The sequence below is a fragment of the Rathayibacter sp. VKM Ac-2801 genome, assembly GCF_009834245.1.
GTDB lineage: Bacteria > Actinomycetota > Actinomycetes > Actinomycetales > Microbacteriaceae > Rathayibacter.
Map to the genome: position 1 here is coordinate 2150578 of NZ_CP047183.1, position 25823 is coordinate 2176400.

Genomic DNA, 25823 nt, shown 5'->3' on the forward strand with positions numbered 1-25823 from the left:
CGGCTCGGAGAGCGTGCGATCTGCAGGAGATCCTGTCCGGAGAACGTTCTCCTCCGCTTGCGGAAGCCGCGATGCTCGAGATCCCCTGCGAATCGCACGAACCCCTGCAGATCGCATCGGCTCCTGCAGATCGCGCGAGCTCCTGCAGATCGCACAAGCTCCTGCGCGGCGCACGTCTCCTGCCGGGAGCCGCGGACGGGTCAGCGCCCGCCGGCGCGGTCCCGCGAGAACAGCCATCCGGCGAACGCCAGCGCCGCGGCCAGCGCGATGCCTACGCCGACGCCCGCGCCGACTCCGATACCCGGGAACACGAGCGAGCTCGCCAGGCCGAGCAGCAGCCCGGCCACCGCTCCCCCGACAGCCCAGCCCACGGTCAGTCCTCGCGCTCCCACGGAGCCGGGATCGGGTAGTACTCCTCGAGGAACCCGATGACGGCCTTGGTGCGCGCCTCCGCCGAGATCTCGGGGAAGCTGCCGTCGTTGAGGCAGAAGAAGTCGACTCCGCGGTTCTTGAGGAGCTTGCGCATGTCCTTCAGGCCCTGGTGCATCGTCGTGTCGACGTACTTCACCGAGGCGTTCTCCTGCACGACGGCGCGGCCGGTCATCAGGGCGTAGTAGTGGTAGAGCGAGTTGGTGACGGAGACGTCGCTCGCGGAGCGGAAGCGGCTCGCTGCGGTCGCGGTGAACTCCGGCTCGAACTCCGCTTCGAGCTCGGACATCACGCTCTTGCGCAGCGGTGTGGCGGCGTGCTCGAGGTGACGGGTCGTCATCGCGCCGAAGCGCTCGCGGAGCAGGCGCCGGTTGACGCGAGCCGCGTTCTCGAAGCCGCTGCGGGAGGCGTTGGAGTCGCCCATGCCGATGCGCGTCGTCGCCTCGATGAACTTCGTGATGCCTCCGGGCGAGAAGAAGATCGACGGGTCGACGGGCCGCCCGAAGAACATGTCGTCGTTGGAGTAGAGGAAGTGCTCTGCCAGCCCCGGGATGCGGTGCAGCTGGCTCTCGACGGCGTGCGAGTTGTGGGTCGGCAGCACCGAGAGGTCGCGGAAGTGGTCCTCGCTGCGCACGAGCGTCACGTCCGGGTGCTCGTCCAGCCAGCGCGGGCGAGGGGAGTCGGTGACGATGTAGATGTGCCGGATCCACGGCGCGTACATGTAGACGCTGCGCAGGGCGTACTTGAGCTCGTCGATCTGGCGGAAGCGCGCCGGAGCGTCGTCGCCCTCGCCCACCACGTAGCTGGCCATGCGGGCCGCACGGGCGCGCTGGAACTCCAGGTCGGTGCCGTCGACCCACGAGAAGACGATGTCGACCTCGAAGCGGATGTCGCTGACGAGCGGCTCGAACATGCCCTCGAAGGTCGGCCAGGTGCGGCCGTACGCCTCGACGTGGGCGTCGATGGCCTCGGCGACGGGGAGGCTGTTGCGCATGAGCGCGTTCTCGGCGGGGGTGATGATCTCCTCCTCGCCCACCTTCCACAGCTCGAGGCGGACGCCGCTGCGGGCGCCGTAGCGCAGCGATCCCGTGGAGGAGACGCGCGGACGGAAGAGCTTGAAGACGGAGGCGCGCGGGTACGGCGCGAGCACGCCCTCGGCCAGGAGCTGCGGCGGGGTGCCCCGCTTGTCGACAGTCTTCGCGTAGAAGGGCTCGGTCGCGAAGGCGCGCGCCAGCAGCGTCGCCAGCTCGGCGCCGAGCACGCGGTCCACCGCGAGGAAGGGCGAGCCGTCGGTGCCGCGGATGAGGCGGTAGGGGAACTCGGCGGCGTCCAGGACCTCGCCGATCGCGATCAGATCCTCGGTCCAGGCTGCGCGCGGCGTCGTACTCGAGTTCACCAGCGAGAACAGGCCGGCATGGACCACGACGTCGTCGCGGTCGAAGTGGCGCGGGCGCAGGAGCGGTGACGGAAGAGCACGGACGGAAGGCATGATTCACATTATCCGCCGTGGATTTCGTCTGTGTGACCGGGCCGTCGGCTTGACAGCGACCGCGGGGCCGCACGGTCAGCGCGAGAGCGACCCCAGACGGTCCCTCACCTTCTCCGCGGCCTTCGCGGCCCGCTCGGCGCGGTGCCGCTCCTCGGCGGCGACGACCCCCAGCGCGAAGGCCCCCTCCCCGCTGCGGTCGGCCTCCCCCAGGATCAGCGCGCGGGCGGCGAGCGCGTCGCGCTCCTCCCCCAGGGCGTCGGCGAGGTCCTCGCCCGCCTCGGCGAGCGAGCGGCGACGGGCTCCGACGGCCTCGGGGACGACCGCCCGCCACGCCTCCACGGTGTAGCGGAGCCGCTTCGCCGCCTTCCGCAGGTCGTGCCGGGCCTCGAGCGAGCCGCCGGCCGCCGCGGAGCCCGCCGCGGAGATGCGCACGAGGTCCTTCGCGACGGAGCGGCGCACCAGCGCCTTCGCGCTCGAGCCCGCCCGCGCGGTGCGGGGCGGATCCGCGAGGAGGGCGTCGAGCGAGGCGAGGAGCGCGAGGTAGCGGCCTCCGCGCAGAGTGCGGTCGACGCGGCGCAGCGCTGCCGCGTGCCGGTGCTCGATCCCCTCCAGCAGGGCGGAGGGGATGCTCGGGGCGCCCTCGACGGCCGCCAGGGAGGCGCGGAACCGCTCGGCGAGAACCTCCTGATCGCGGGCCGCGCCGAGGACGCCGCCCAGCCAGCGCAGCTCGTCCCGCACCGGGTCGGTCGCCGCGCGGTCGAGGACGGAGCGGGCGGCGGCGAGGACGCAGCGGAGCCGGCGCGTCAGCACGCGCATCCGGTGCAGGGCGTCGTCGGCCTCGAGGCGCACCCGCGGATCGACGGCGCGCAGCTCGCGCAGGAGCGAGCGGACCGCGGCGAGCGCCGCCTCCCCGCCGTTCCGCGGATCCGGGACCGTCTCCACGACCGGGCCGCCGGTGGCCCGGGCGAGCTTGGACGCGCTGGCGGCCGGACGGGCGCCGGCGGCGAGGAGGCGCTGCTCGATCGCGTCGAGGACCCGCTCGCCCTCGTCCCCCGGGACGTCGACGAGCTCGACCTCCCACTCCCTCCAGCGCCGCTCTCGGCCGGTGCGCTGGTCGCGGGCGGTCACCAGGTCGTCGGCGATCTCGGCGAGCTCCCGCCCGCGGGAGTCGAGGGCGCGGGTGATCGAGCGGACAGTCTCCAGGAGCGCCAGCGGCTCCAGCGGCGCGCGCCCCACCTGGCCGAGCACGGGCTCGCGGACGGCGGACGGGACGGTGCGCGAGGCCGTGAGCTCCGCGTGGATCTCGGTGCGGCCGCTCGAGCCGGGCAGCTTGACGTGCCAGCCCTGGTCGGTTCCGCCCTCGCGGCGGCGCAGCGTGATCCGCGCCCGGGACAGAGCGCGCTCGGCGGTGTCGAAGTACTCGGCGCGGAGGGTCACCGGGTCCTCCGTGCGGACGCTCGCGACGCTCCCGGTGCCGGTCAGATCGGGCAGGCGGGTGCCGGCGTCGACGTCGTACTTGCGCTCGACCTCGGTCTGCACTCTCCGCGCACCGCCCGCCCGGGACGTCGCCGACTCGTTCTCCGCACCGCTGGCCATGCTCCATTGTGATCACGCCCGGCGCCGCTGCGGCACCCCGGGGCGGCACGGCGCGCCCTCGCCCTAGGCTGGAGCGATGACCGCGCCCGTTCCGCCCGTCGCCCGCCGCGTCCCCCTCGAGCGCCGCCACCACGGCGACGTGGTGGTCGACCACTACGAGTGGCTGCGCGAGAAGGAGAGCCCCGAGGTGATCGCGCACCTCGAGGCCGAGAATGCCTACACCGAGGCGGTGCTGGCTCCTCTCGCTCCGCTGCGCGAGCGCCTGTTCGAGGAGATCCGGTCGCGGACGAAGGAGACCGATCTCTCGGTCCCCGTCCGGGAGGGGTCCTGGTGGTACTTCTCGCGCTCCTACGAGGGCCGCCAGTACGCCGTGCACTGCCGGGCGCCGATCAGCGGGCCCGACGACTGGACGCCGCCGTCGATCGCCGAGGGCGGTCCGCTCGAGGGCGAGCAGGTCGTCCTCGACGGCAACGCGGAGGCGGAGGGGCACGACTTCTTCTCGCTCGGCAGCTTCGACGTGTCGGCCGACGGCCATCGGCTGCTCTTCGGCACCGACCTCGAGGGCGACGAGCGGTACACCCTCCGCATCCGCGACCTCGAGACCGGCGAGGACCTGCCGGATGTGATCGAGGGCACCGGCGGCGGAGCGACCTTCGGCGCCGACGCGCGCTTCGTCTTCTACCCGACCGTCGACGAGTCCTGGCGCCCCGACACGATCTGGCGGCACGAGGTCGGCGCCGGGACCCCCGACGAGGTCGTCTTCGCCGAGCCCGACGAGCGGTACTGGATCGGCGTGGGACTCACCCGCAGCCGCCGCTTCCTCGTCATCGAGATCGGCAGCAAGATCACGAGCGAGTGCCTGCTGCTGGACGCGTCCGACCCGACGGGCTCCTTCCGCTCGGTGTGGCCGCGCCGGGAGGGCGTGGAGTACGAGGTCGAGCACGCCGTCGTCGACGGGCGCGACCGCCTGCTGATCGTGCACAACGACGGCGCGCTCGACTTCGAGATCGTCGAGGAGCCGGCCGACCTGTCGCTCGACGCCGACGCCCGCGCCCGCGAGCGCCGCGTGGTGGTGCCGCACCGCGAGGGCCGCCGGATCGAGGGCGTCGACGCCTTCGCCGGGCACGTCGTCGTCTCCTACCGCGCCGACGGCGCCACCCGGCTCGGGCTGCTCCGCGAGGACGACGCCGGAGCGCGGCTCGAGGAGATCGTCTTCGACGAGCCGCTCTACGACGCGGGTCTGGCGGGGAATCCGGAGTGGGAGCAGCCCTCTCTCCGCCTCGCCTACACCTCGTTCGTCACCCCCTCGACCGTGCTCGCGCTCGACGTCGCGACGGGCGAGCGCACCGTGCTCAAGCAGCAGCCGGTGCTCGGCGACTACGACCCCGCGCTCTACGTGCAGCGGAGGGAGTGGGCCGTGGCGGAGGACGGCACGCGGGTGCCGCTCTCGCTCGTCTGGCGCCGGGACGCCGCCGATCCGGACTCGGCCCCCGCGCCGCTCCTCCTCTACGGCTACGGCTCGTACGAGGCGAGCATCGACCCTGGCTTCTCGATCGCGCGCCTCTCGCTGCTCGACCGCGGCGTCGTCTTCGCCGTCGCGCACGTCCGCGGCGGCGGGGAGATGGGCCGCTCCTGGTACGAGAACGGGAAGACGCTCGCGAAGCGGACGACCTTCACCGACTTCGTCTCCGCGGCGCGGCACCTGGTCGACGCGGGCTTCACCACTCCCGACCGCCTGGTCGCGCAGGGCGGGTCGGCCGGCGGCCTGCTGATGGGCGCGGTCGCGAACCTCGCCCCGGAGGCGTTCGCCGGCATCCTCGCGCAGGTGCCGTTCGTCGACGCGCTCACCTCGATCCTCGACCCGTCGCTCCCGCTCACGGTGATCGAGTGGGACGAGTGGGGCGACCCGCTGCACGACGCCGAGGTCTACGCCTACATGAAGTCGTACTCGCCCTACGAGAACGTCCGCGAGGGCGTGCAGTACCCCCGGATCCTCGCGACGACGAGCCTCAACGACACCCGGGTGCTCTACGTGGAGCCGGCGAAGTGGGTGGCCAGGCTCCGCGAGGTCGGCGCCCCCGCGCTGCTGCGCACCGAGATGACCGCGGGTCACGGCGGAGTCAGCGGGCGCTACGAGCGCTGGCGCGAGATCGCGTTCGAGTACGCCTGGACGCTGGACATGCTCGAGCTGTCCTGAGGGCCCCGCCGCAAGCCCCTCCGCCCGTCGTCCGCGGCCAGTAGGGTTCGGGGTGCCGACGGAGGGAAGAGCATGAGCGCAGGCCTGTCGATCGACCGGATCGCCGCATGGGTAGCGGACCAGAGGTGGTACGCGAGCAAGGGGCGGCGCCCCGAGCTGGAGGTCCGCGGCGCGTGGTCGCTGCACCCCGGCGAGGCGGAGGTGGTGGACCACCTCTTCATCGACCGGGCAGGGACGAGCCCGGTGCTGTACCAGGTGCCGGTGACCGTCCACGCAGCTCCGGTCGCCGGGCTCGAGGACGCCCTCGTCTACTCCGACGACGCGCACTGGGTGTACGACGCTCCGCGCGACCCGGTGTTCGCACGCGCCCTGCTCGGGATGATCGCCGACGGCGGCCGCTCCGACGAGGAGGGCGCCCAGGGCGGCGCCCGCGCCGAGGGCCACCGGCAGCCGGGGGCCCTGATCGGAGCGTTCGCGTCCTCGAAGGTGCTCAGCGGCGAGCAGTCGAACACCTCGGTGATCGTCCGCACCACCGCCGACGACGGATCCGACGCGACTCCGGTCATCGTCAAGGTCTTCCGCGCCCTCCACCACGGCGACAACCCGGACGTGACGGTGCAGTCGGCGCTCAACGCCGCGGGGAGCGCCCTCGTCCCGCCCGTGATCGGCAACGTGACCGGCGAGTGGGACGACGAGGGCGAGGAGACGGGCCGCGCCTTCGGGCACCTCGCCTTCGCGCAGGAGTTCCTCCCCGGCGTCCAGGACGCGTGGCGCGTCGCCCTCGAGGCGGTCGCCGCCGACTCCGACTTCACCGGCCCCGCCCGCGAGCTGGGCCGCGCCACCGCCGAGGTGCACGCGACGCTCGCCGAGGTCATGCCGACCGAGGACACCACGTCCGAGGTCGTCGAGCGGATGGTCGCGACCATGCGCCGGCGCCTGCGCATCGCGTCGGCCGAGGTCCCCGTGATCGCGGAGGACTCCGAGGCGATCGAGGCCGTGTTCCGCGCCGCCGAGACCGCGCCCTGGCCGAGGCTGCAGCGCATCCACGGCGACTACCACCTCGGACAGGTCCTGTCCGTGCCCGATCGCGGCTGGGTGCTCCTCGACTTCGAGGGCGAGCCGCTGCGGCCCATGCACGAGCGCCGGCTCCCCGACGTGGCCCTGCGCGACGTGGCCGGGATGCTGCGCTCCTTCGACTACGCGGCGGGAGCGCACGAGCAGGCCGAGCCGGGCGCCTCGAGGGCGGCGTGGGCGGCGGCGAGCCGGGCCGCTTTCCTCGAGGGCTACACCGAGCGGGCGGGCGACGCGGTCACCGCGCACCGGGTGGTGCTCGACGCGTTCGAGCTCGACAAGGCCGTCTACGAGGCGATCTACGAGGCGCGCAACCGGCCGGAGTGGCTGTCGATCCCGGTCGCCGCGGTGCAGCGCCTCGCTGGACGCTCGTAGGGTGTCAGGCATGAGCGACGACACCGATGACAAAAAGCCCCTGGACCCGCTGAGCGACTTCAGCATCCCGGGCGACACCGATCTGCACACGACCGGCGACGCCTCGGGCGCCGACGGCGACGAGGTCGCGGAGCCCGGAGCGGACGAGGACTGAGCCGCCGGCTCCGCGGGGTCGGCGGCGGTCATCGACTCCGCGGGGCCCGCGGCCGTCCTAGCCCAGCGGCGCGAGCGGCTCGACCGCCGGTCCCTCCAGCACCGTCCCGTCGGCGGCGAAGCGCGAGCCGTGCAGCGGGCAGTCCCAGCTGCGCTCCGAGTCGTTCCAGGTGACGATCCCGCCCAGGTGCGGGCACACCGCCGACACGGCGCAGCGCCTCCCCTCGACGGTCGAGACCGCGACCGGCTGCAGGCCGTCGCGCGCGAGCGAGCCCCGGCCCTCCGTCGGCACCACCCCGGCCGAGCGGGGTGCGCGCAGCGCGGAGGACCAGCCGCGGGCGTACCAGGCGCCCACCGCGAGCCCGGCGCCCAGCCCCTCCGCCATCACCCGCGGCAGCGTGGGCCGACGATGCAGCGTCCTCGCCCACGCCGGCGTCTCGCCCTCGAGGTCGGCGACGAGCGTCAGCGCGGCCTGGACCGCGTTGGTCATCCCCCACTTGTCGTAGCCGGTCGCCAGGAAGATCCGTCCGCGGCCCCGCGGCAGCCAGCCCACGAACGGCACGCGGTGGAACGGCTCGTAGTCCTGCGCGCTCCACTGCGCGACCGGCTCGGCCCCCGGGAAGGACCGCCGCGTCCAGGCGACCAGGTCGTCCACGGCCTCCGAGGTGGCGGGTCTGCGCCCCACGGGGTGGCCGTTGCCGCCGATCAGGAGGAGCCGCTCGCCGTCGCGCTCGGCGTCGCGCACGGAGCGGGACGGCTCGTCGACCGAGAGGTACATGCCGTCGGGGATCGGCGCGTCGGTGCGGAACGCGACCGCGTACGAGCGCAGCGCGGCGAGCTTGGCGAAGTACAGGCCTCGGTCGAGGATCGGCGCCCCCGTGAGCAGGTAGGCCCGGTCCCCGGTCACCTGACCCGCGCTGGTGCGGATCCGGACGGGATCGGTCGCGCGCATCCCGAGGGCCCGGACGCCCTGCACCAGGGTGCCCCCGGCGGCGCGGAAGTCGGCGGCGAGCGCCGTGAGGACGTCCATCGGGTCGAACTGGGCCTGGTCGTCGAGGGCGACGGCCGCCGTGCTGGGGAACGGGACGTCGAGCTCACCGACGAGGCGGGTCGCGAGGCCGAAGCGGCGCGCGGTCGCGTGCTCCTTCAGGACGGCGTCCACGCCCGCGGGTGTCTGCGCGTAGCTGTAGGCGGTGCGCCTCTGGACCGGCACGCCCACGCCCTCGCAGTAGTCGAGCAGCCAGCGGAAGCCCGCCAGGTTCGCCGCGACGTAGGCCTCGGTCACCGCGGGGGTGTTGCGCTCCGCGATCCGGGAGAGGTGCGCTCCCTGCAGGAGGCTGAGCTTCGCCGTCGTGTTCCCGGTCGTGACGGCGCCGACCTCCCGCGCCTCCAGCACCAGCACGCGCCGGCCCGTCCGCTGCAGCAGGAGCGCGGTGACCAGCCCGGTGAGCCCGGCGCCGACCACGACGTCGTCGTAGTGCGCGCCCGGGACGAGCTGGTCGGAGGGGATCGGAGCCGCGCCCCCCCGCCAGAGGGAGCGGGGCGGCGGGGCGGTCGTGGTCGTGGCCTCTGGAGTCATCGGGAGTCCCTCCGCTCAGGGGCCGGACGGCCCGCGAGCGACGCTACGCGGAGCCTCCGGGACCGTCACGGTGTTGACACGCCGGGGGCCGCGGGCTCAGAGCCAGCCCCACCGCTTGAAGAGCCGGTGCAGCACCACGCTCGAGGCGAGCATCGCCGCGAGCGCCGCCGGGTAACCCCACGCGACGTGCAGCTCGGGCATCACGTCGAAGTTCATGCCGTAGATGCTCGAGATCATGGTCGGCGCGAAGAAGATGGCCGCCCACGCGGAGATCCGCTTGACCTCGTCGTTCTGCTGGTTGCCCACCTCCGCGAGCTTCTTCATGTCCTCGTTCTGACGCTGGGCGACGAGGGTCGCGTTCACCGCCAGGATCTCCCGCAGCGTGGTGCGGAAGCCGTCGACCCGCTCGGTGACGAGCGCGACGTGGTCGGCGACGTCGCGGATGTAGCGGCGCAGCTCCACATCCGACTGGAACACCTCGAAGTCGGTGACCAGCCGCCCGAGCATGCCGGTCAGCGGAGCGACCGCGCGCTGGAAGTCCAGCACCTCCTGGCTCAGCTCGTAGATGCGGCGGGACACGGCCGGGTCGCCCTCGAAGACCTGCGCCTCGATCTCGTCGATGTCGTTCTCGAGTCCGGCGACGACGGGCGAGTACTGGTCCACGACGGCGTCGAGGATCGCGTACAGCACGGCGACCGGGCCGACGCGCAGCAGTTCCGGATCGGCCTCCATCCGCCGCCGGACCAGCGAGAGGTCGGGCTTCTCGGAGTGGCGGACCGTGACGACGAAGTTCGACCCCACGAACAGGTGGAGCTCGCCGAAGTCGACCTCCTCGCGCTGGTCCGAGTAGCTGGCGGCGCGCAGCACCACGAACATGTCGCTGCCGTACCGCTCGAGCTTGGGCCTCTGGTGCGCGCTGATCGCGTCCTCGAGGGCGAGCGGGTGCATCGAGAACTCGTCCTCGAGCGCGGCGAGCTCGGCCGCGTTCGGCCGGTACAGCCCGATCCAGGCCATCGCGTCCGGCAGCTTCTGCAGGGCGGCGAGCGCCTCCGGGATGCTGCCCGGCGAGACGACCCGGCGGCCGTCCTGGTAGATCGCGTTGTCGACCGTGCTGGTGCGGGCCGGCTCGTCGTCCGGGCGCAGACGCTGGATGGGCGCGGTGTCCTCGGCGGCGGCGCGGGTGCGCGAGCCCAGACCCAGGATCGTCGCGGGGACGCGGGGCAGCTTCACGATCAACTCCTCTGCTCGACCGACGCCCTATTGTGCACCTCCCGGTGAACGGGAGGTGTCCGCTGCGCCGCCGGTGTCGGAGGGCCTCACTAGCCTGGAGTCGCTCCCCCGGACGACGCAGAGGAAGGACGACCGTGAAGCTGCTGCACACCTCGGACTGGCACATCGGCCGCACCTTCCACGGGCACTCCACGACGGCGGCGCTCGCGACCGTGCTCGAGGCCCTGGTCGAGACGGTGCGGGCCGAGCGCGTGGACGCGGTACTGATCGCCGGCGACGTCTTCGACTCCGCCGTGCCCGCTGCAGAGCACTACACCCTCCTCACCCGCACCCTCGAGGCGATCCGCGCGGCCGGTGCCGAGGTCGTCCTCACCAGCGGCAATCACGACTCCCCCGCCCGGCTCGGCTTCCAGGCCGGGCTCCTGCGCGGGGCGGGCGTCCACGTCCTCACCGATCCCGAGGCGTACACCGAGCCGGTCGTGCTGCGCGACGCGTCCGGCCTCGAGGTCGGAGTCCACGGCATCCCCTTCCTCGAGCCCGCCCTCTACCGCCACCGGCACCCGGAGGAGCAGCTGCGCCGCCATGAGGACGTGCTCGCCTTCGCGATGAAGCGCGTGCGCGCCGCCGCCGAGGCGGCGGGCCGTCCCTGGGTCGTGCTCGCGCACTGCTTCGCGGTCGGAGCCCCGGCCGCGGTCCTCGAGCGCGACATCACGGCGGGCGGGCTCGACTACGTCTCGGTCGAGCACTTCGCCGCGGCCGACTACGCGGCGCTCGGGCACATCCACGGGCGCGCCGAGCTGCTGCCGGGCGTGCGCTACTCCGGAGCGCCGCTGCACTACTCCTTCGGCGAGGCGTCGAAGCCGCGCGGCGCCTGGCTGGTGACGATCGGGCCCGAGGGGCTCGAGGGCGTCGAGTGGTCGCCGCTCCCCGTGCCGAGGAGGCTCAGCGTGATCGAGGGCGGGCTCGAGCAGCTGCTGCGCGATCCGTCCCTGGCTGAGGTGGAGGGCGACTGGGTCTCGGCGGTGCTCACCGATCCGGTGCGCCCGCTCGACGCGATGGCGCGCCTGCAGTCGCGCTTCCCCGGCTGCGCGACGCTCGAGCACCGGCCACCGCACGCCGCGGCCGAGCCGCGCGCGTACGCCGAGCGGATCCGCGGGCGGAGCGACGTGGAGGTCGTCGACGACTTCCTCGCCCACGTCCGCGGCGGCCACGGCGCCACGGAGACCGAGCGGGCCCTCACCCTCGACGCGCTCGCGGCCGTCGAGGCCGAGGCTCTGCGGTGAGGATCCGCCGACTCGCCTTCGCCGGACTCGGACCGTTCCGAGCCGAGCAGTGCGTCGACTTCGACCGGCTCGAGGACGTGGGCGTGTACCTCATCGCCGGCCGCACCGGAGCGGGCAAGTCGACGATCCTCGACGCGATCGCGTTCGCGCTCTACGGCTCGGTCCCCCGCTTCGACGGCACCGCCTCGCGCCTCCGGAGCGACCACAGCGGCCCCGAGGACGAGACCTTCGCCGAGCTCGAGTTCGAGGCGGCGGGGCGCGTCTACCGCGTCCGGCGCTCACCCGAGTACGAGCGGCCGAAGCGTCGCGGCACCGGCACGACGACCCAGCCGGCGAAGGTCGAGCTGCTGGAGCAGGTCGACGGCTCCTGGGTCGGGCTCTCGTCGAGCGCGAAGGAGGTGGGCGCCGACCTCGGCCGGATCGTCGGGCTGACGAAGGACCAGTTCCTCCAGGTGATCCTGCTGGCGCAGAACCGCTTCCACGAGTTCCTGCTCGCGAAGAACGACGACCGGCAGCGGCTCCTGCGCACGCTCTTCGCGACCGAGCGCTTCGATCTGCTCCGCCGCCGTCTGCTCGAGCAGCGCGATGCGAGTGCCGTCGGGCTCGAGGAGGAGCGCTCGGCCGTGACGGCGCTCGCGGACGAGGCCGTCCGGCTCCTGGACGACGGAGCCGAGCCACCCCTGCCGGACGCCGCCTGGTTCGCCGGGCTGCCGGCGCGGCTCGCCGCTCCGCTCGAGGCCGCCCGGGCCGGTTCCGCCGCGGCCGACGCGGCGCACGAGGCCGCGGGCACCGCTCTCGACGAGGCCCGGCGCATCGCCCGGGGCCAGGAGCGGCGCCGGCGCGCCCTCATCGAGGCGGAGGAGCTCGCGGTCGCCGAGGCGCACGTCGAGCAGCAGCGGGCGGGGATCGAGCGCGCGCGCCGGGCCGACGGAGTGCTGCCGCTGCTCCGCTCGGCCCGCGCCGCCGCCGAGAAGGAGCGGGCCGCCCTGCAGCAGCGCCACCTCGCCGCCGAGGCGTTCGGTGGCGCGTCCGCAGGTCCGGCCGCCGAGACGGCCGAACGGCTCGCCGCCGTCCTCGGCGCCCTCGCCGAGGCGCTGGCCGAGGAGCGCCGGCTCCCCGACGCGGAGCGCGCCGCCGAGCGGTCCGTGCGCGCCGAGCGGGCGGCGGCGACCGCGCTCGCCGGGATCGAGGCGGAGCTGCGCGAGCTGCCCGCCCGGGTCGACGAGCTGGCCGCCGAGGAGGAGTCCCTGGGCGGGGAGGCCGCCGCCGTCCCCGCGCGCGTCGACGCGCTCGCCGCGCTCGAGCGGAGGATCGCCGCGGCCCTCGAGCGCGATCTCACCGCGGCGAGCCTGCAGCGGCTCCGCACGGAGTACGCCGACGCGGCGCGCGTCCACGGCGAGCGCGCCGCGGAGCAGTCCGCCCTGATCGCGCGCCGCTTCGCCGGGTTCGCCGGGGAGCTCGCCGAGCGGCTGGAGCCGGGCGAGCCCTGCCCGGTCTGCGGCTCGTGCGAGCACCCCCGTCCGGCCGAGCACGACGGCCCGACGACGGTCGGCACCGACGACCTCGACCGGGCCCGCGTCGCCGTGGAGCGCGCCGCCGCCGCCCTCGACGGCGCCCGCGAGCGCGAAGGAGCCACGGCCCGGGCCCTGGCGGCCCTCGAGGAGCGGGTGGGCGGGGACGCGGACCCGGAGTCGCTCCGCCCGGCGCACGAGGAGCGGCTCGCCTCGGCCCGCGCCGCTGCCGCCCGCACGGAGGAGCTGCGGCGCGATCGCACCCGGCTGCGCACCCGGATCGACGCTCTCACGACCGGACGGGACGCCGCTCGCGAGGAGCACCGGGCCCGCGCCGACGAGTCCGGCCTCGCCGCCGAAGCGCTGCGGGTGCTGCGGGAGCGCGTCGAGGCCTCCCGCGACGGCGCGACGAGCGTCGCCTCGCGGGTCAAGCAGCTGAGCGCTCAGCGCCGCCGGGCCGTCGCCCTGGTCGAGGCCGAGGAGGCGGCCGTCTCGCGGTCCGAGGCCGCCGCCGCCACCCGGGAGGAGCTCGCCGAGGTGCTCGCCGAGCGCGGCTTCGCGACCGCCGAGGAGGCCGAGTCGGCCGCGCTGGCGAGCGGGGACCGGGCGCGGGCCGAGGCCGTCGTCGCCGAGCACGAGCGGCGGCGGAGCGCGACGGAGGCGGTGCTCGCCGACCCGGAGCTCCGCGAGCTGCCCGCTGTGGCCGTCGACGTCGCCGGCGCAGAGGAGCGCTCGCGCGAGGCCTCCGCCCGTCGCGACGAGGCGCGGGCCGGCCTCTCCGTGCTCGAGCACCGCTCCGAGCGCCTGGCCGAGCTCGCCGCGACGGCCGCCGGTCGCCTCGCCGTGCTCGACGAGCGCCTCCGCCGCCACGAGGAGCTGCGCGCGCTGGCCGAGACCGTCTCCGGCCGCGGGCAGAACACGCGGCGGATGGACCTCGAGGCCTTCGCCCTCGCCGGTCGCCTGGAGGAGATCGTGACCGCGGCGAACCTCCGCCTCGACGCGATGACCAGCGGCCGCTACGCGCTCGCCCACGACGACTCGCTCGCCTACCGCGGCGCCGCCTCCGGCCTCGGGATCGACGTGCTCGACGCCTTCACCGGCGTCCGTCGCCAGCCCGCCTCGCTCTCCGGCGGCGAGACGTTCCTCGCCTCGCTCGCCCTCGCCCTCGGCCTCGCCGACGTGGTGACGGCGCAGTCCGGCGGCATCTCGCTCGAGACCATGTTCATCGACGAGGGCTTCGGCTCGCTCGACGCCGAGACGCTCGAGACGGCGCTCAGCACGCTCGACGAGCTGCGGTCGGGCGGCCGGACGATCGGCCTGATCAGCCACGTCGACGCGATGCGCGAGCGGCTGCCGATCGGCCTCCGCGTGGCGGTGGGGCCGCGCGGGGACTCGACGATCCTCACCGGCTGAACGATCACGACGGGGCTCCGGGGAGACGAGGCCCCGCGCCCGCTCCCTCCACTCGAACGCGCGGGCGAGTGCGCCCGCGCCCGCTGCTAGGGTCGTGCGCAGTGACACGGGGTGCCCGCCAGGGCTGAGAGAAGACCCGTTGAACCTGATCTAGTTCGTACTAGCGAAGGGATGTCGCGAATGAGCATTCGCACGCCTGTCCACCCGACCCTCCCCTCCGACACGGCGCCCGACCCGGCGTCCGTGGGCCGCGATCTCGCCGAGCTCCGCGCTGCCGGGCCCCTGGTGCAGTGCATCACGAACGCGGTCGTCACCGGCTTCACCGCGAACAGCCTGCTGGCCCTCGGCGCCAGCCCGGCGATGTGCGACCTGCCCGGCGAGGCGGGCGTCTTCGCGGGCCTCGCCTCCGCCGTGCTCGTCAACCTCGGCACCCCCGGAGCGGAGCAGCGCGAGGGTGCTCGCGAGGCGGTCGCCGCGGCCGGACGCGCCGGCACTCCGTGGGTGCTCGATCCGGTCGCCGTCGGCCCGCTGCCCGTGCGCACAGCTCTCGCGGTGGAGCTGCTCGAGGCGCGGCCCGCGATCATCCGCGGCAACGCCTCCGAGATCCTCGCCCTGGCGGGTGCCGGTGCGGGCGGCCGCGGCGTGGACGCCGTCGACACCGCCGAGCAGGCGCTCGACTCCGCCCGCGTCCTCGCCCGCCGCACGGGCGGCGTGGTCGCCGTCTCGGGAGCGGTCGACCTCGTCACCGACGGCGAGCGGGTCGTCCGGGTCACGGGTGGCCACGCGCTGCTGACCCGCGTGACCGGCGGCGGATGCGCACTCGGCGCCGTGATGGCGGCGTTCCTCGGCGCGGGCGCCCGCCCGCTGGACGCGGCCGTCAGCGCCTCCGCGGTCTGGGGACTCGCCGCCGAGCGGGCCGCAGTCGCGAGCAGCGGTCCCGGATCCTTCGCGGTCGGCCTCCTCGACGCCCTCGCTGCCCTCCAGCCGGCCGACGCCGAGTCCGGAGCGCGGATCGCATGAGCCTCGACCTCTCCCTCTACCTCGTCACCGACACCGCCCAGTGCGGCCCGCGCGGCGTGCCCGCCGTGGTCGCCGCAGCTGTCCGAGGCGGAGTCACGACCGTGCAGATCCGCGATCACGACGCCTCGGCCGCCGAGCTCGTCGCTCTGACCCGGGCCGTCGCCGCCGTCCTCGACGAACGCACGACCCTGCTGGTCGACGACCGCGTCGACGTCGCCCTCGCCGCCCGCCTCTCGGGCGCCCGCGTCCACGGCGTCCACCTCGGGCAGTCCGACCTGCCCGTCACCGCCGCCCGCTCGCTGCTCGGGCCCGACGCGGTGATCGGGCTCACCGCGAACACCCCCGAGCACCTCGCCGCCGTCCGGGCCCTGCCCGCGGGGACTGTCGACTACCTCGGCGTCGGCGTCATCCGGCCCACCGCGACCAAGCCCGACCACCCCGCTCCCCTCGGTGTGGACGGGTTCGCCGCCCTCGCCGCGGCCACGGCGCTGCCCTGCGTCGCCATCGGCGGAGTCGGAGCCGCGGACGCCGGCCCGCTCCGCCTGGCCGGCGCGGCCGGACTCGCGGTCGTGTCGGCGATCTGCACGGCCGCCGACCCCGCGGCGGCCGCCCGCCTGATGCGAGCGGAGTGGGACCGGTGACCGCCGGCGCCCGCATCCCCCGGGTCCTCAGCATCGCCGGCACCGATCCGACCGGCGGTGCCGGCGTCCAGGCCGACCTCAAGTCGATCGGCGCGCTCGGCGGCTACGGCATGGCGGTCGTCACCGCGCTCGTCGCGCAGAACACCCGCGGCGTCCGCTCCGTGCACCTGCCGCCTGCCTCGTTCCTCCGCGAGCAGCTCGACGCGGTGAGCGACGACGTCACGATCGACGCGGTGAAGATCGGGATGCTCGCCACGGCCGAGTACGCCGGAGTCGTCGCCGAGTGGCTCGACGAGGCCCGGCCGCCGGTCGTGGTCGTGGATCCGGTGATGGTCGCGACCAGCGGGCACCGGCTGCTCGCTCCCGAGGCCGAGGACGCCGTGCGCGACCTGCTCCGCCGAGCCGACCTGGTGACGCCGAACCTCCCCGAGCTGGGCGTGCTCGCCGGAGAGCCGACCGCCTCCGACTGGCCGGCCGCGCTCGCGCAGGGAGCGGCGCTCGCCCGGGCCCTCGACGCCGCCGTGCTGGTGAAGGGCGGCCACCTCGCCGGCCCCGCCACCCCGGACGCGATCGTCACCCCCGACGGCCTCGTGCGCGAGGTCCCGGGCGAGCGCGTCGCCACCTCGAACACGCACGGCACCGGCTGCTCGCTCTCGTCCGCGATGGCGACGCTCCTGGCCGGCCAAGACGCCTCCTCCGACGCCCTGGTCGAGGCGCTGACAGAGGCCAAGGAGTGGCTGACCGGCGCCCTGCGCGCCGCCGACGCTCTCGAGGTCGGTACCGGCAACGGCCCGATCGACCACTTCCACCGGCTCCGTCCCCCGGCGTTCTGCGCGGACGTGTGGGAGCGGACGCGGACGCTCCGCGACGAGATCGACGCGCTCCCGTTCGTGCGCGCGCTCGGCGACGGCTCCCTCGGGCGCGAGGACTTCGAGTGGTACCTCGAGCAGGACGCTCTCTACCTGACCGAGTACGCCCGCGTCCTGGCCGTGGCGGCGCAGCGTGCGCCGACCACCGCCGAGCAGGTCTTCTGGGCCGAGGGCTCGGCGTCCGCCCTCGCCGCGGAGGCGCAGCTGCACCGCGACCGGCTCGGGACCCGTGAGTCGGCACCCGCACCCGCGACCCGCGGCTACACCGATCATCTGCTCGCGGTCGCGTCGCACGGCGGCTACGGCGAGATCGTCGCCGCCCTGCTGCCCTGCTTCTGGCTCTACGCCGACGTCGGATCGCGCCTCGCCGCCTCGGGGCACCCCGAGCACCCCTACGCGGACTGGCTGCTCACCTACGGCGACCCGGTCTTCGCGACCGCCACCGAGCGGGCGATCGCGATCACGGAGCAGGCCGCGCAGGACGCCTCGCCGAGGGAGCGCGTCGCGATGAGGGACGCGTTCCTGCGGTCCAGCCTGTTCGAGAGGGACTTCTTCGCCGCACCCCTCGCGCGGACCGGCTGAGCGCACTCAGCCGGTCCGGGCGGACGTGCTCAGCCGATCGCCTCGCGCAGGACGTGCATGAGGGCGTCCAGCTGCACCGTGTCGGCCGAGGCCGTCTCGGCGTCCGCGCCGTCGAGCGCGCGGGCGGCGAGGCCGGCCTTGGCGTCGATGAGCTCCGCGATCTTCGCGTCGATCGTGTGCGCCGCGATGATCCGCCACGCCGTCACCGGCTCCTCCTGGCCGATGCGGTGCACGCGGTCGATCGCCTGCGTCTGCTCGGCGGAGGTCCACGACAGCTCCGCGAGCACCACGTTGGAGGAGGCCTGCAGGTTCACGCCGACGCCCGCGGCGGTGAGCGAGCAGACGGCGACCGAGACGTCGGGGTCCTCGTTGAAGGCGTCGATCTGCGTCTGGCGGAACGCCGCGGTCTGGTCGCCGCGGATGGAGACGGACGTCAGCTCCCGCTTCTCGAAGGTGTCCTCCGCCTGGTCCATCACGTCGATGTGCTTGGCGAAGAAGACGACCTTGCCCACCGAGCGGGCCAGCTGCGAGGCGTAGTCGGCGGCCAGCGCCGCCTTGGCCTGGCCGATCCGGCGCACCATGGTGAAGACGTTCTCGCCGGTCTTGGCCGACTTCGACTCCTCGAGCTCGCTCTGCGCCACGATGCGGATGAACCGCTCGCGCTCGTCGTCGGCGAGCTCGTGCGTGATCGAGGCGGTGACCGCCGTGAAGCGCTGCAGCATCCGGGCGCCGAGCTCGCGCTCCGCCTTCTGGATGGAGCGGCCCAGGTCGTCGTCCAGCTCGACGGGCAGGTCGACGATCCGCTTCGAGGGCAGGTCGGCGGCGACGTCGATCTTCTTGCGCCGGACGATGCCGAGGTCGATCACGGCCTCGCGCGCCTCCGGGTAGAAGCCCGTGTCGGCGGGAGTGAGGCCCGTCTCCTCGAGGCGGCCCATCAGCTCCGGCCCCGGCTTGGACTCGTCGATCCAGCCGAGGAAACGCCAGATGGCGCGGAAGTCGTCGACGTCGTTGATCAGCGGGGTACCGGTCAGCGCGATCATCAGCGGATCGTGCCCCGGCGTGGTCTCGCGGATCCTCGACGCGAGCGCGAGCACGCTCTGCGAGCGCTGCGAGCGGAGGTTCTTGATGAAGTGCGCCTCGTCGACGACCATGCCGCGGAAGCCCAGGCTCCCGAGCCAGCCGATGTGCCGGTCGAGGATGTCGTAGTTGACGATGACCACGTCGGCGAACGCGTCGAGCGTGCCGCCGTCTCCGTGGATGACCGTGGCGCGCCGCTGCGGCGTCCAGTGCTCGACCTCGCGCGCCCAGTTCATCTTGACGACGTTCGGCACCACCGCGAGCAGCGGGTACGCCCCGACCACCGAGGCGGCGAGGAGGCTCTGCGCGGTCTTGCCCAGACCCGGCTCGTCGGCGAGCAGGAAGCTGCGGTGGCCCTCGCGGGCGCTCTCGATGAAGCGCGCCTGGTGCGGCATCAGCTCACGGCCGCGCGGCGAGACCCGGTCGAGCTTCGGCGGCTCCGGGAGCTCCATGCTCGCGGCCCGTCCGCCCGCTCCGTACTCGAACGCCTTGAAGAGCGGCCCGAGCAGCTCCCAGTCGTCGAGTCTGCGGCGCGGCGCCGGAGCCGAGGCCTCGGCGATCGAGAAGTCCGGCGGGAGGAAGGGGTTCGCCAGCTGGCGGGCGCGCACCGACTGCGGCACGACCTGGTTGACCGGCACCTCGGGCTTGGGCTCCGGCTCGGTCACGATCAGGAGCTCGTCGGGGCTGAGCTCAGCGCCCGCCTCGAGCAGCCAGTCCCGGCGCAGCTTCTGCGCGGCCGCCGTGACGCCCGCCTCGGACTCGAGCAGCGCGATCAGGCTGGTGTCGCGGGCGGCCGTCTTGGCCAGGATCGTGGCGATGCCGTCGAGGCGCTTCATCTCCTCGGCGCGCTGCGCGTCGCTGAGCGAGGGATCGACCTTGACCCGCTTGCGCTCCTCGCGCATCAGGAGGGCGATCACCAGGAACTTCGTCCGGTTGGTCGGCCCGACCTTGCCGGTCTGGGCCTTCGCCTCCACCTCGCGGACGCGGCGGGCGAGGATCGGGATGATCCCCGCGTTGTCCACGCCGCGCGAGCGCGATCGGGGTCGGCTCCCGGCGGCGTTCGACGCTCGTCGCGTCTGACCGGACTGACGCTGGCCGCTGCGAGCCATGCTCCTCCTCGATGTGTGACGGGGGGCGGAGGAGGGGTTCCCGCGCGCTGCCGTCGCCGTGCATCCGCCGGATCGCCTCCGGGGAGGCGTCGGGCGTCGGTGCATCCGGTGGCCGTCGGGAGCTCCGAGCAACGGGTCTGGGACCCGGTCGCAGCATCCCCGGCGTGCGGATGCACAGCGAGTCTACTCCTCGGCGCGGTCCCGACAGCGCTCCGCCGCGCGGTCGGTCGCGCTCGTCCTCACTCCGGGGTCGGCACGCGGATGACGAGGCCCGCCGCCACGAAGACGCCGACCGCGGCGAGGCTCAGTGAGGACCAGATCGCGTCCGGGAACGCGAACGGCAGAACCGGGTTCCACAGGACGAGCACCGGCACGAGCCCGATGAGCCAGAGGAGCGCGCGCGCCTGGATCGCGAACCAGCCGATGACCGCCGCGAGGATCGCGACCGGGTAGCGGATGAAGTCGTAGGCATCGGAGCCGACGAGGGCGAGCCCGGCCAGCAGCACGATCGCGCCGAGGATCCCGGGCGCGAGCGCCATGCGGGCCCGGTCCCGAGAGGGGTAGCGGGCGGCGGTCGCGCGGGACGGCTTGCGGGTGCTCACCCCTCGATCGTACGGGCGCCGATACCCCGCCCGGGTACCGCCACCGGCGCGTAGGCTGGAGGAGTGATCGAGGACCTCAAGAAGCGCTCGCTGCACCGTGCCCGGATCCTGGGCGGCCAGATGCGCGGCCTCGAGCGGATGATCGAGAACGAGGACTACTGCGTCGACATCGTCACGCAGTCCCTCGCGATCCAGAAGTCGCTCGGCTCGCTCAACAAGCTCATCGTCGAGAACCACCTCCGCACGCACATCACTGCGATGTTCGAGGAGGGCGGAGACGCCCGGGAGGCGGCGATCGCCGAGCTCGTGAAGATCTTCGAGCTCTCCAACAACCGCTCGTGACCGCCGGCCTCGTCGCCGCGGCACAGGAGCGCCCGCTGCTGCTCGACGGGGGCCTGGGCACCGAGCTGGAAGCGCAGGGCGCCGCGGTCGACTCCTCGCTCTGGAGCGCCCGGGTCCTGCTCGAGGAGCCCGGCCGCGTCGTCGCCGCGCACCGCGCCTTCGCCGCGGCGGGCGCCCGGGTCGCGGTGACCGCGAGCTACCAGGTCTCCGCGAGCGGATTCGCGGCCGCGGGCCTGGCTCCGGGCCTCGCCGAGCGCGCCCTCCGGGAGAGCGTCGCCCTGGCCCGGCGCGCGCAGAGCGGCTGGGTCGCCGCCACCGTCGGCCCCTACGGCGCGAGCCTCGGCGACGGCTCCGAGTACCGCGGCGACGACGGCCTCACCGTCGGCGAGCTCGCCGCCTGGCACCGCCCGCGCCTGGAGGCTCTGGCCGCGGCCGGGCCCGATCTGCTCGCCGTCGAGACGATCCCGTCCGTGCGGGAGGTGCAGGGCGTGGTGGAGGCCCTCGCCGGCTCCTCGGTCCCCGCCTGGATCTGCGTGAGCGGCCGTTCGGGCCGCACCGCGGCCGGCGAGCCCCTGGCCGAGGCGTTCACCGTCGCCTCCGCCTGCGAGGAGGTGGTCGGCGTGGGAGTGAACTGCTGCCCGCCCGGCGACGTCGCGGAGGCGGTCCGCATCGCCCGCTCCGTCACCGGCAAGCTGGTCGTCGTGTACCCGAACAGCGGCGAGGAGTGGGACGCCGTCGAGCGCCGCTGGACGGGCGACGCCGCCTTCGATCCCGCACTGGTCGCCTCCTGGCGCGCGGCGGGGGCGGACCTGATCGGCGGGTGCTGCCGCGTGGGCCCGTCGGCGATCGCCGCTCTCGGCCGCAGCCTGGAGGAGGAGGCGTGACCGTTCTGAGAGCCGTGCGCGGCGACCTCACCCTCGAGCACGTCGACGCGATCGTGAACGCCGCGAACTCGTCCCTCCTCGGCGGAGGCGGCGTCGACGGCGCGATCCACCGCGCGGGCGGCCCCGGGATCCTCGCCGCGTGCCGTCGGCTCCGCGAGACCGAGCTGCCCGACGGCCTGCCCGCCGGCTCCGCCGTCGCCACGAGCGCCGGCCGACTCCCCGCCCGCTGGGTCGTGCACACCGTCGGGCCCGTCCACTCGCGCTCGGAGGACCGCAGCGCCGTCCTCGCCTCGGCGTACCGCGAGTCGGTGCGCACGGCCGTCGGTCTCGGCGCGCGGACGCTCGCCTTCCCGGCCGTCTCGGCGGGCGTGTACGGCTGGCCGATCGACGACGCGGCGCGCATCGCCGTGGAGTCGGTCCGCGAGGCGACCGCCGACGGCGCCCTCGACGAGGTCCGCTTCGTCCTCTTCTCCGCCGATGCCCTCGCCGCCTTCGAGGCCGCCCTGGCCGTGGAATGACGGGAGGGGGAGCCGACCCTTCGGTCGACTCCCCCTCCTCCGTTCCGCGCTAGGCCGTCTTCGGCCGCGCGAACTCGTCGTAGGGCAGCGTGATCGGGCGGGTCCGCGGAGGCATCCGCACGACCGCCTCGAGGGCCGGGCCCAGAGCCTCCCGCCACGCGCGGTAGCCGTCCTCGTTGAGGTGCAGGCCGTCGGGCGAGTACTGCTCGAGCAGCCCGCCGTCCTCGCCCGCGAGCACCGGCCACAAGTCGAGGTAGCCCGCGTGCGCCGTGGGCGCGAACTGCCACAGGTGGCGGTTGATCTCGCGGATCTGCGGGGCGAACTCGTGTCCGCGCGGCAGGACCGAGGTCACCAGGATGCGCACGTCCGGCAGATCGCGCCGGAACGTCGCGACGATCGTCTCGATGTTGCGCACGACGTGCTCCGTGGTGCGGTGCCAGGCGAGATCGTTGGTGCCGACCAGCAGCACCACCGTGTCCGGCTCCTGCGCGACCAGCTCCGAGAGCCGCGCGACGACGTCCGCCGTGGTGGCCCCTCCGACTCCCTCGTCGACGACCGTCGACTCCGTCAGCCAGTCGCTCCAGGCTCCCGCCTGGATGATGCTGTCCCCGATGAAGAGGACCTTCCCCAGCTGGAGTTCCCGCCCCGCGTCCGTACTCGACCGTTCGCTCATCGTGCTCCTCTCGTCGGCGTCCCGGGCGGTCTCGCCGCCGTCGGACCCCTCCATTGTCACCGCTGCACCCGGCGCCCGCCAGGGGAGCGCTCGTCGCCGGAGTCCGGCAGGTCGGCCGCGGTGGCCGTGATGCGGTTGGCCATGCCGTTGAAGATGACCCCATGGAAGGGCAGGATCGCGAACCAGTAGAGCCGGCCCGCGAGGCCCTGCGGGAAGAACACCGCGCGCTGCGTGTAGACCGAGCCGCCGTCTCCGGAGGGCTCGGCGCGCATCTCGAGCCAGGCCCCGCCGGGCACCTTCATCTCGGCGCGCAGGCGCAGGAGCTTCGGCCGCTCGATCTCCTCGACGCGCCAGAAGTCGAGGGCGTCGCCGGCGTGCAGGCGGGCGGAGTCGCGGCGCCCGCGCTGCAGGCCCACTCCCCCGACGAGGCGGTCCATCCAGCCGCGGATCACCCACGCGAGCGGGAAGGAGTACCAGCCGTTGGTGCCGCCGATGCCCTCGATGACGCGCCAGAGCTTGGCCGGATCGGCGTGGGTGCGGCGCTCCTTGAGGTCCACGTAGACCGTGTGGCCGGCCCACTCCGGGTCGCTCGGCAGCGGGTCGCTGGGGGCGCCGACGACCTCCGCGTTCTGCCAGCTCGTCTCGATCTCGCCCGCCTGCATCTTGCCCAGCGCGAGCCGCACCGCGCGGCGGTAGGAGGTCAGTCCGCCCTCGGGATCGGGGATGAGCGCGCGGATGTCCTGCTCGTGCACGACGCAGTCGTACTGGAGCGAGGCGATGATGGGCACCGCGAGCGAGCGCGGGATCGGCGTGACCAGGTTGACCCACTGCGAGGCCAGCCACGGGGTGAACACCGGCAGGGACGCGATCGGCCGCTGCGGGAGCCCGGCCTCGACCGCGTAGCCGTTCATCATCTGGCCGTAGCGGAGCACGTCGGGCCCGCCGATGTCGAAGGTGCGGTTGAGCGTGGCGTCCTCGAGCGACGCGGAGCCGATCAGGTAGTGCAGCACGTCGCGTACGGCGATCGGCTGGATGAAGTTGCGCACCCACTGCGGCGCGGGCATGTAGGGCAGCACGTCGGTGAGGTGGCGCACCATCTCGAAGGAGGTCGACCCGGAGCCGATGATCACGCCCGCCTGCAGGGCGATCGTCGGCACTCCCGACTCCATCAGGATCCGGCCCACCTCCGCGCGCGAGCGGAGGTGCTTCGACAGCTCCTGGCCCTCCGGGTGCAGGCCGCCGAGGTAGACGATGCGGCCGACGCCGGCCGACTTCGCGGCCGTGGCGACGTTCTGCGCTGCGCGGCTCTCGACCTCCTCGAAGTGGGCGTGGTCGTTGCCCGAGCCCATCGAGTGGACGAGGTAGTAGAGGACGTCCACGCCCTCGACCGCGGCCTCCAGCGACTCCGGATCGCCGAGATCGCCCTGGGCGACCTCGACCTCCTCCGCCCACGGCACGTCGACCAGCTTGCGCGGGTCGCGCACCAGGACGCGCACCCGGAAGCCCGCCTCGAGGAGGCGCGGCGTCAGCCGGCCGCCGATGTAGCCGGTCGCGCCGGTGACGAGCGCGAGGGGGCGCGCCGAGTCGGAGGGGGTTTCGCTCATGCGGCCACGGTACGCCGATGGCCCCGCGTCCTCTCCCGCTGGTGCGGGCCCGCGGCCCCTGCTAGGCGCCGCCCGGCGACCCGCTCAGGCGATGCCGAGGACCTCGCGGACCCGCACCACGTCGTGGTTCATCTGGCGGATGAGGGGCTCGACGCCCTCGTAGGCGACCTGGCCGCGGATCCGGCCGACGAACGCCACGTCGACCACGCGGTCGTAGAGGTCGAGGGTGTCGAGCGTCTGGTCGAGCACGTACGCCTCGACCTGCTTGGGCGGCACCCCGACGAAGGTGGGGTTGCTGCCGACCGAGATCGCGGCGGGGTGCGTGACACCGTCGGTCGTGAGCCGTCCCGCGTAGACGCCGTCGGCCGGGATCAGGCCCTGCGACTCCGGAGAGAGGTTCGCGGTCGGGAAGCCCAGCTCGCGGCCGCGCTTCGCCCCGTGCACGACCACGCCGCGGACCACGGGCTCGTGACCGAGCAGGCGCGTCGCGTGCTCCACGTCGCCCGCGGCCAGCAGCTCGCGGATCCAGGTGGAGGAGACGCGGCGGCCGTCCTCGGGCCGCACGTCGTCGATCAGCTCCACCTCGAAGCCGTGCCGCCCGCCGAGCACGCGCAGCAGGTCGACGTCGCCCGCTCCCCGGGCGCCGAAGCGGAAGTCGGAGCCGACGAGGACCACGCGGGCCTCGAGCGCCTCCACCAGCACCTGCTCGACGAACTGCTCGGGCGAGAGCGCCCGGAACTCCTCGTCGAAGGTGAGCAGCAGCGTCGCGTCCACGCCGGTCCCCGCCAGCAGCTCGAGCTTCTGCTCGTTGCCGACCAGGACGGGCGGGCACTTCTCCGGCGCGATCACGCTGAGCGGATTGCGGTCGAAGGTGACGACGACGGCGGCGAGCCCCTGCTCGCGGGCCCGCTCGTGCAGCCGGCCGATGACCGCCCGGTGCCCGGAGTGGACGCCGTCGAACTTGCCGATCGTGACGGCGGAGGGTCCGATCCCGGCCAGGTCCCCGGGGCGGGTCTCGACGCGCATCAGGCGGCCGCCCGGGCCGTGCGCCGCCCCTGCACGCGGAGCCACCAGAGGCCGAGCACGGGCAGGACGAGCGGGATGAGCAGGTAGCCGGCGCCGAAGGCCGCCCACACCGTCGACTGGCGCCCGAACGGATCAGCGCTCGCGAGCCCGAGGAGCTGCGGAGCGAGGAGGCTGAGCGCGCCGACCACGAGCACGCCCACCAGCTCGAAGGTGATCGTCACCCACGCGACGCGCTGCCAGCCGCGGCCGGGGACGACCAGGGCGACCGTCGCGACGATGTACACGACGGCAGAGAGCGCGGAGAGCGAGAACGCCAGCGGCGCCTCGTCGAACCGGTCGATGATCTGGAAGACGGAGCGCCCCGTCGCGGCGAGCGCGAGGATCCCGTAGACCACGACGAGGAGGCTGCCGATCCCGCGCGACCGGGCGGAACGGGTTGGCTCTCCGCTCCCGGGGGCCGTGGGGACTGAGGGGTCGTGAGCGGCCCGTCCGGACGCATCGCTGGCTGGTTTCGACATCGCACGTCCATGCTAGGCGCTCGCCGGGCCGC

The 25823-nt window shown here is 74.2% G+C and carries 22 protein-coding genes and 1 riboswitch; of the genes, 11 read left to right on the plus strand and 11 right to left on the minus strand.

The window, feature by feature from the left end:
* Nucleotides 1-200: 200 nt before the first annotated feature.
* The 3 genes from GSU45_RS09935 to GSU45_RS09945 form a co-directional block, all read right to left on the minus strand.
* Nucleotides 201-371, minus strand: coding sequence for a hypothetical protein (locus tag GSU45_RS09935; protein ID WP_159914616.1), 171 nt, complete (start codon nt 369-371; stop codon nt 201-203).
* 2 nt (nt 372-373) lie between these two features.
* Nucleotides 374-1918, minus strand: a complete 1545-nt coding sequence (locus GSU45_RS09940; RefSeq protein ID WP_159914618.1) for a stealth family protein — start codon at nt 1916-1918, stop codon at nt 374-376.
* 75 nt (nt 1919-1993) lie between these two features.
* The gene (locus GSU45_RS09945; protein ID WP_159914620.1) at nt 1994-3514 is read right to left on the minus strand and encodes a CYTH and CHAD domain-containing protein; all 1521 of its coding nucleotides are present in this window, start codon (nt 3512-3514) and stop codon (nt 1994-1996) included.
* A gap of 76 nt (nt 3515-3590) precedes the next feature.
* Here GSU45_RS09945 and GSU45_RS09950 point away from each other — a divergent pair, with 76 nt between their 5' ends.
* The 3 genes from GSU45_RS09950 (at nt 3591) to GSU45_RS09960 (ending at nt 7311) form a co-directional block, all read left to right on the plus strand.
* Nucleotides 3591-5711, plus strand: coding sequence for a S9 family peptidase (locus GSU45_RS09950; RefSeq protein ID WP_159914622.1), 2121 nt, complete (start codon nt 3591-3593; stop codon nt 5709-5711).
* Between the two features lie 72 nt (nt 5712-5783).
* Nucleotides 5784-7157: a phosphotransferase gene (locus GSU45_RS09955; RefSeq protein ID WP_159914624.1), complete on the plus strand. Its 1374-nt coding sequence runs from the start codon at nt 5784-5786 to the stop codon at nt 7155-7157.
* A 10-nt stretch (nt 7158-7167) separates the two neighbouring features.
* The gene (locus tag GSU45_RS09960; protein ID WP_159914626.1) at nt 7168-7311 is read left to right on the plus strand and encodes a hypothetical protein; all 144 of its coding nucleotides are present in this window, start codon (nt 7168-7170) and stop codon (nt 7309-7311) included.
* Between the two features lie 57 nt (nt 7312-7368).
* Here GSU45_RS09960 and GSU45_RS09965 read toward each other — a convergent pair whose 3' ends face one another.
* A complete protein-coding gene (locus GSU45_RS09965; protein WP_208543423.1) occupies nt 7369-8889 on the minus strand; it encodes an FAD-dependent oxidoreductase in 1521 nt (506 codons plus the stop codon).
* Nucleotides 8890-8985: 96 nt separating this feature from the next.
* On the minus strand, nt 8986-10041 hold the full coding sequence (locus GSU45_RS09970; protein WP_244229666.1) for a magnesium and cobalt transport protein CorA: 1056 nt from the start codon (nt 10039-10041) through the stop codon (nt 8986-8988).
* Nucleotides 10042-10253: 212 nt separating this feature from the next.
* Between GSU45_RS09970 and GSU45_RS09975 the strand changes: the two genes are divergently transcribed.
* The 5 genes from GSU45_RS09975 (at nt 10254) to thiD (ending at nt 17438) form a co-directional block, all read left to right on the plus strand.
* Nucleotides 10254-11402: an exonuclease SbcCD subunit D gene (locus tag GSU45_RS09975; protein ID WP_159914628.1), complete on the plus strand. Its 1149-nt coding sequence runs from the start codon at nt 10254-10256 to the stop codon at nt 11400-11402.
* Nucleotides 11399-14326 (plus strand): AAA family ATPase, encoded by a 2928-nt coding sequence (locus tag GSU45_RS09980; RefSeq protein ID WP_159914630.1) that lies wholly within the window; start codon nt 11399-11401, stop codon nt 14324-14326. The genes GSU45_RS09975 and GSU45_RS09980 overlap by 4 nt, the downstream gene beginning before the upstream one ends.
* Nucleotides 14327-14423: 97 nt before the next feature.
* Nucleotides 14424-14515, plus strand: a riboswitch (TPP riboswitch).
* A complete protein-coding gene (gene thiM / locus GSU45_RS09985; RefSeq protein ID WP_159914632.1) occupies nt 14507-15346 on the plus strand; it encodes a hydroxyethylthiazole kinase in 840 nt (279 codons plus the stop codon). It overlaps the preceding riboswitch by 9 nt.
* Nucleotides 15343-15987 carry a thiamine phosphate synthase gene (gene thiE / locus GSU45_RS09990; protein WP_159914634.1) on the plus strand — a complete coding sequence of 215 codons (645 nt, stop codon included), beginning with the start codon at nt 15343-15345 and terminating at the stop codon, nt 15985-15987. Before thiM ends, thiE begins: the two co-directional genes overlap by 4 nt.
* A complete protein-coding gene (gene thiD / locus GSU45_RS09995) occupies nt 15984-17438 on the plus strand; it encodes a bifunctional hydroxymethylpyrimidine kinase/phosphomethylpyrimidine kinase (protein WP_244248087.1) in 1455 nt (484 codons plus the stop codon). Before thiE ends, thiD begins: the two co-directional genes overlap by 4 nt.
* A gap of 29 nt (nt 17439-17467) precedes the next feature.
* Here the strand turns inward: thiD and GSU45_RS10000 are convergent, their stop codons facing one another.
* Both GSU45_RS10000 and GSU45_RS10005 read right to left on the minus strand, forming a co-directional pair.
* The gene (locus GSU45_RS10000) at nt 17468-19624 is read right to left on the minus strand and encodes a DEAD/DEAH box helicase (protein WP_159914636.1); all 2157 of its coding nucleotides are present in this window, start codon (nt 19622-19624) and stop codon (nt 17468-17470) included.
* 239 nt (nt 19625-19863) lie between these two features.
* Nucleotides 19864-20226: a DUF6804 family protein gene (locus GSU45_RS10005; RefSeq protein WP_244229446.1), complete on the minus strand. Its 363-nt coding sequence runs from the start codon at nt 20224-20226 to the stop codon at nt 19864-19866.
* A gap of 63 nt (nt 20227-20289) precedes the next feature.
* Here GSU45_RS10005 and GSU45_RS10010 point away from each other — a divergent pair, with 63 nt between their 5' ends.
* From GSU45_RS10010 to GSU45_RS10020, 3 genes are read left to right on the plus strand one after another with little or no spacing between them, the layout of a single operon-like run.
* On the plus strand, nt 20290-20568 hold the full coding sequence (locus GSU45_RS10010) for a metal-sensitive transcriptional regulator (RefSeq protein ID WP_104223062.1): 279 nt from the start codon (nt 20290-20292) through the stop codon (nt 20566-20568).
* Nucleotides 20565-21452, plus strand: a complete 888-nt coding sequence (gene mmuM / locus GSU45_RS10015; protein WP_159914638.1) for a homocysteine S-methyltransferase — start codon at nt 20565-20567, stop codon at nt 21450-21452. The genes GSU45_RS10010 and mmuM overlap by 4 nt, the downstream gene beginning before the upstream one ends.
* Nucleotides 21449-21970 (plus strand): O-acetyl-ADP-ribose deacetylase, encoded by a 522-nt coding sequence (locus tag GSU45_RS10020; RefSeq protein WP_159914640.1) that lies wholly within the window; start codon nt 21449-21451, stop codon nt 21968-21970. Before mmuM ends, GSU45_RS10020 begins: the two co-directional genes overlap by 4 nt.
* Before the next feature lie 49 nt (nt 21971-22019).
* Here GSU45_RS10020 and GSU45_RS10025 read toward each other — a convergent pair whose 3' ends face one another.
* The 4 genes from GSU45_RS10025 to GSU45_RS10040 all read right to left on the minus strand — a co-directional run bounded on the left by GSU45_RS10025 (nt 22020) and on the right by GSU45_RS10040 (nt 25791).
* A complete protein-coding gene (locus GSU45_RS10025) occupies nt 22020-22643 on the minus strand; it encodes a GDSL-type esterase/lipase family protein (RefSeq protein ID WP_159914642.1) in 624 nt (207 codons plus the stop codon).
* Between the two features lie 56 nt (nt 22644-22699).
* Complete coding sequence (locus tag GSU45_RS10030; protein ID WP_159914644.1) at nt 22700-24247, minus strand: SDR family oxidoreductase; 1548 nt, start codon at nt 24245-24247, stop codon at nt 22700-22702.
* A gap of 84 nt (nt 24248-24331) precedes the next feature.
* The gene (locus GSU45_RS10035) at nt 24332-25273 is read right to left on the minus strand and encodes a bifunctional riboflavin kinase/FAD synthetase (protein ID WP_159914646.1); all 942 of its coding nucleotides are present in this window, start codon (nt 25271-25273) and stop codon (nt 24332-24334) included.
* Entirely contained in the window at nt 25273-25791 is a 519-nt protein-coding gene (locus GSU45_RS10040; protein WP_244248088.1) for a hypothetical protein, read from the minus strand. Before GSU45_RS10040 ends, GSU45_RS10035 begins: the two co-directional genes overlap by 1 nt.
* Nucleotides 25792-25823 lie beyond the last annotated feature (32 nt).